This is a genomic window from Streptomyces coryli, from assembly GCF_011044975.1.
GTDB classification, from domain to species: domain Bacteria; phylum Actinomycetota; class Actinomycetes; order Streptomycetales; family Streptomycetaceae; genus Streptomyces; species Streptomyces coryli.
In genome coordinates this window covers 1-4,963 of the sequence record NZ_JAAKZV010000385.1, presented here as the reverse complement: position 1 = coordinate 4,963, position 4,963 = coordinate 1, and the positions used below count along the sequence as shown (strand labels likewise).

The following is a 4,963-nucleotide window of genomic DNA, read 5'->3' as shown; positions in this document are numbered from 1 at the left end:
CCCCAGCGCAAGCCGCCCCGCCCGGGCAGCCGCCTCCTGCAGCGGCAGTCGCACCGTCGTCAGCCCCGGATTCAGATCCGCGCTGTAAGGCAAGTCGTCATACCCGGCCACCGACACATCCTCAGGAATCCGCAGCCCCCGCTCCCGCAGCGCCGCGCACACCCCCAGCGCGACCGCGTCATTCGCCCCGATCACCGCCGTCAGCGACGGCGACCGCCGCAACAGCTCCAGCGTCGCCGCATGCCCGGACTCCCGGTCGTACGACCCGTGCACGACGAGCTCATCCTCGGCGGAGCCAGAGCCAGAGCCAGAGCCAGAGCCAGAGCCAGAAAGCCCCCGCCCCCGCATAGCCGCCAGATGCCCCTCCAGCCGATGCCGCGTAGTCGTCCGATCCGCCGGCCCCGCCACATACCCGATCCGCCGATGCCCCAGATCCAGCAGATGCTCGGTCAACCGCTGTGCCCCGCCCCGGTTGTCGAACTCCAGCGACACCGCCGTCCCCGCCGGAGCCGCCGACGCCGGCCGCCCGCACAGAACAATCCGCGTCCCGTTCGCCGCCAGCCTCGTCAGCCGCGCCGCCGCGGCCTCCGCGTGCTCAGGCGCCTCCACCGCGCTACCCGTGATCACGACCGCATCCGCGCGCTGGCGCAGCAGCAGCGTGAGATACGTGAGTTCGCGCTCCGGGGAGCCGCCCGTATTGCAGACGACCGCGAGCTTGCCGCTGCCCAGCTCTGACTGGACCGCGCTCGCCATGATGCCGAAGAAGGGGTCGGCGACGTCGTTGACCAGGACTCCGATCAAGTCGGAGGAGGCGGCGGCCAGCGAGCTCGCCGGGCCGTTCACGACGTAGTCCAGTTCCTCCACCGCGCGCATCACCCGCGCGCGCGTGGACTCGGAGACCGGATAGTTGCCGCTGAGTACGCGCGACACCGTGGCAGCGGACACGCTGGCGCGTGCGGCCACGTCTGCGAGGGTCACGGCCATGTCGGTTCGCCTCCCCGGCGGCTGAGTGGGTGGTGCCGAAAGTCACCGAAGTCTTGCACGAGTGCCGCACCTTGTGCGGATGGGCTTCGAGCGGCTAACTTTCCGACAGGAAGAAAGCGCTTACCATCGGAGGGCAAATGGCTCGCAAGACCCTGCGGATAGCCATGAACGGCGTAACCGGCCGCATGGGATACCGCCAGCACCTCGTCCGGTCGCTCCTGGCCATCCGCGAGGAAGGCGGGCTCGACCTCGGCGGCGGGGATGTGCTGTGGCCGGAGCCGGTCCTGGTGGGGCGCAGGGAGCATGCGCTCAAGGAGATCGCCGACCGGCACGGGCTCACCGAGGTCAGCACCGACCTCGACGCCGTCCTCGCCGATGACAGCATCGACATCTACTTCGACGCCCAGGTCACCGCCGCCCGCGAGCAGGCGCTGAAGAGCGCCATCGCCGCCGGCAAGGACATCTACACCGAGAAGCCCACCGCCACCGGCCTCGGCGCCGCCGTCGAGCTGGCGCAGGCCGCCCGCGCCGCCGGGATCAAGCACGGGGTCGTACAGGACAAGATCTTCCTCCCGGGGCTGCTCAAGCTGAAGCGGCTGATCGACGGGGGCTTCTTCGGGCAGATCCTGTCCGTGCGCGGCGAGTTCGGCTACTGGGTCTTCGAGGGCGACTGGCAGGAGGCGCAGCGGCCCTCGTGGAACTACCGCGAGCAGGACGGCGGCGGCATCACCGTCGACATGTTCCCGCACTGGGAGTACGTGCTGCACGAGCTCTTCGGCCGGGTGCGGACCGTGCAGGCGCACGTCACCACCCACATTCCGCGGCGGTGGGACGAGAAGGGCAAGGCTTACGAGGCGACCGCCGACGACGCGGCGTACGGGATCTTCGAGCTCGACGGTGGCGTCGTCGCGCAGATCAACTCCTCGTGGGCGACCCGGGTCAATCGCGATGAGCTCGTCGAATTCCACGTCGACGGGACCGAGGGCTCCGCCGTCGCCGGGCTGCGCAACTGCCGTATCCAGCACCGCGCCACCACCCCGAAGCCGGTCTGGAATCCCGACCTCCCCGCCACCGAGTCCTTCCGCGACCAGTGGCAGGAGGTGCCGGACAACGCCGACTTCGCCAACGGCTTCCGCGCCCAGTGGGAGCTCTTCCTCCGCCATGTCGCCCTCGACGAGCCGTACCACTGGGACCTCGCCGCCGGCGCCCGCGGCGTGCAGCTCGCCGAGCTGGGGCTGAAGGCCGCGGCCGAGGGGCGCCGGCTCGACGTGCCGGAGCTGGCGCTGTGATCCGGCTGCCCCAGGCCGGTGGCGGACTCCGCCCGTACGAGCCGCGCACCGAGCCCGCGCCGGTCGACGCCGCGGGCGGGCCCCCGTCGTCGCGGATCGTCTTCTCCGCCGCGCATGTCGTCGCCGACCCGTTCGCCGACGTCGGACCCGACGGGCCCGCCGCCGTCGACTGGGACGCCACCCTCGCCTTCCGCCGCCACCTGTGGTCCCACGGGCTGGCCGTCGCCGAGGCGATGGACACCGCGCAGCGCGGCATGGGCCTCGACTGGGCGGGCGCCGCCGAACTCATCCGCCGCTCCGCCGCCGAGGCGAAGGCCGTCGGCGGCCGGATCGCCTGCGGCACCGGCACCGACCAGCTCACCGGGCCCGCCACCCTCAAGGAGGTCAGGGCCGCGTACGAGGAGCAGCTCGCGCTCGTGGAAGGCACGGGCGCCCAGGTCATCCTGATGGCCTCGCGCGCCCTGGCGACCGCCGCCCGCGGGCCCGAGGACTACCTGGAGGTCTACGGCAGCCTGCTGCGGCAGGCGCGGGAGCCGGTCGTCCTGCACTGGCTGGGCGACATGTTCGACCCGGCGCTGCGCGGCTATTGGGGCAGTACCGACCTGGACGCCGCCACCGAGACCTTCCTGCAGGTCATCGCCGACCACCCGGACAAGGTCGACGGCGTGAAGGTCTCGCTGCTGGACGCCGGCCGCGAGGTCGCCCTGCGCCGCCGCCTCCCGAACGGCGTCCGCTGCTACACGGGCGACGACTTCAACTACCCCGAGCTGATCGCGGGCGACGAGCGCGGCTTCAGCCACGCGCTGCTCGGCATCTTCGACCCGCTGGGACCGCTGGCGGCCCAGGCGGTACGGGTCCTGGACACGGGTGACACGGCCGGATTCCGGGTGCTGCTCGACCCGACCGTCGAGCTCTCCCGGCACCTCTTCCAGGCCCCCACCCGCTACTACAAGACCGGTGTGGTGCTGCTGGCCTGGCTGGCCGGCCACCAGGAGCACTTCACCATGGTCGGCGGCCTGCAGTCGGCCCGCTCGCTGCCGCACCTGTCCCGGGCCTACGAACTGGCCGACGGGCTCGGCCTGTTCCCCGACCCCGCCCTGGCCGAGCGACGGATGCGTGCGCTGCTCGCGGTGCACGGAGTGGAGGAGCACGCATGACAGGCCTCAGCCTGAATCAGGAGACCATCAAGCAGTGGTCGCTGCCCGAGCTCGCGAAGGGCTGCGTGGCCGCGGAGGTGCGCGGCGTCGGGTTGTGGCGGGCCCCCGTCCAGGAATACGGGCCCGAGGCCGCGGGCCGGCTCCTGCGCGACGCGGGGCTGACGGTCACCAGCCTCTGCCGGGGCGGGTTCTTCACGGCGTCCGACGCGGGGGAGCGGACGGCGGCGCTGGAGGACAACCGGCGGGCGATCGATGAGGCGGTGGCAGTCGGCACCGACGTGCTGGTGCTGGTGTCCGGCGGACTGCCGGCCGGGAGCCGCGACCTGCACGGCGCCCGGGAGCGGATCGCCGACGCGCTGGCGGAGCTCGCTCCGTACGCGCGGGAGCGGGGCGTGCGGCTGGCGATCGAGCCGCTGCACCCGATGTACGCGTCCGACCGCTGCGTGGTCTCCACGCTGGCGCAGGCGCTCGACCTGGCGGAACGCTTTCCCGCGGACGCGGTGGGCGTCGTCGTGGACACGTACCACCTGTGGTGGGACGACACGATCGCCGCCCAGATCGCGCGAGCCGGGGAGCGGATCGCCGCCTTCCAGCTGGCGGACTGGGTGACGCCGCTGCCGGAGGGCGTGCTCCTGGGCCGCGGTCAACTGGGCGACGGCAGCGTCGACTTCCGCTGGTTCCGCGAGCAGGTCGAGGCCGCGGGCTACACCGGGTGGACGGAGGTGGAGATCTTCAACCCCGGCTTGTGGGCACGGGACGGGGCGGAGGTGCTCGGGGAGATCATCGAGCGCTACCGGACCGTCCTCTAGCCCTCCAGCTCACCGGCTAGGCGGCGCGTGCCTTCTCCCCGCCGCCGCCGAGGATCTTGCCGAGCATCCCCATCAGCCCGCCGCTCTCCTGCGTGTGCTGCTGTTCCTCGGAGAGCATGTCCGACAGGCCACTCGCGCTGACGTTCTTCTTCTTCGCGACCTGCGACAGCACCGTCATCGCGATCGGCAGGATCACCCGCATCGCGTTGTTGACCTGCGTCACCGGCAGCCCCGTACGGGCGGACACGGCCTTCGCCACGGGAAGCGTGACCCGTCCCAGCACCGAGGCCAGGATGCCGCCCTTGATGCCGCCCATGCCGCCGCCCGCGAACTGGGCGACGCCCGTCAGCGGGCGGGCATTGGCCTGCCCCGCCGGGTCCGGTGCCTCGCTGAACGCCTGGGCGACCTCGCGGGCGCCCTCGGGGGAGCTGGCCTCGTCGGCAAGGGTGCCCGTGAGGGACTCCACTGCCGTGCCGACCAGCTTCTTCGCGGCTCGGTCGGTGGTGCCGAGCTCGGTGGCGAGCTCGTGCATCTGGTCCGGGCCGAGCTCCTGGAGTATGGCTTTTTGCAGAGAATTAGCCCTCATGCGTAAAACGCTACGTCTGTTCCCTTGTGACGGCATTTCGAGACCGGGAAAAGAATCTCCACGCCCCGTGCAACCCTTCCGGGGGGTCGTGGGTCCTACTGGACATCAGCGCTTCCGGGGGGAGATCCGTGGGGGGTG

At 71.7% G+C, this 4,963-nt stretch carries 5 protein-coding genes; 3 read left to right on the top strand and 2 right to left on the bottom strand.

The genetic code is table 11. The features are described from left to right. A partial coding sequence (locus tag G5C51_RS39785) for a LacI family DNA-binding transcriptional regulator (protein ID WP_165245460.1) occupies positions 1–984 on the bottom strand: 984 nt, incomplete at its 3' end. Between the two features lie 137 nt (positions 985–1,121). Here G5C51_RS39785 and G5C51_RS39780 point away from each other — a divergent pair. Genes G5C51_RS39780 through G5C51_RS39770 form a run of 3 tightly spaced genes read left to right on the top strand, consistent with a single transcriptional unit; the run spans position 1,122 to position 4,239 of the window. After that, entirely contained in the window at positions 1,122–2,273 is a 1,152-nt protein-coding gene (locus tag G5C51_RS39780; protein WP_165245458.1) for a Gfo/Idh/MocA family protein, read from the top strand. Beyond that, positions 2,270–3,430, top strand: coding sequence for a DUF993 family protein (locus G5C51_RS39775; RefSeq protein ID WP_165245456.1), 1,161 nt, complete (start codon positions 2,270–2,272; stop codon positions 3,428–3,430). Before G5C51_RS39780 ends, G5C51_RS39775 begins: the two co-directional genes overlap by 4 nt. Beyond that, entirely contained in the window at positions 3,427–4,239 is an 813-nt protein-coding gene (locus G5C51_RS39770) for a sugar phosphate isomerase/epimerase family protein (protein WP_165245454.1), read from the top strand. Before G5C51_RS39775 ends, G5C51_RS39770 begins: the two co-directional genes overlap by 4 nt. 16 nt (positions 4,240–4,255) lie before the next feature. On the opposite strand, the gene G5C51_RS39765 is transcribed toward G5C51_RS39770, so the two are convergent. Then, positions 4,256–4,825 (bottom strand): DUF937 domain-containing protein, encoded by a 570-nt coding sequence (locus tag G5C51_RS39765; RefSeq protein WP_165245452.1) that lies wholly within the window; start codon positions 4,823–4,825, stop codon positions 4,256–4,258. Between the last annotated feature and the right edge of the window lie 138 nt (positions 4,826–4,963).

What these genes read in the sequence shown, in the direction of transcription:
- G5C51_RS39780 (WP_165245458.1), top strand. Translation starts at nt 1,122, where the DNA reads ATGGCTCGCAAGACCCTGCGGATAGCCATGAACGGCGTAACCGGCCGC.
- G5C51_RS39770 (WP_165245454.1), top strand. Translation starts at nt 3,427, where the DNA reads ATGACAGGCCTCAGCCTGAATCAGGAGACCATCAAGCAGTGGTCGCTG.
- G5C51_RS39765 (WP_165245452.1), bottom strand. Translation starts at nt 4,825, where the DNA reads ATGAGGGCTAATTCTCTGCAAAAAGCCATACTCCAGGAGCTCGGCCCG.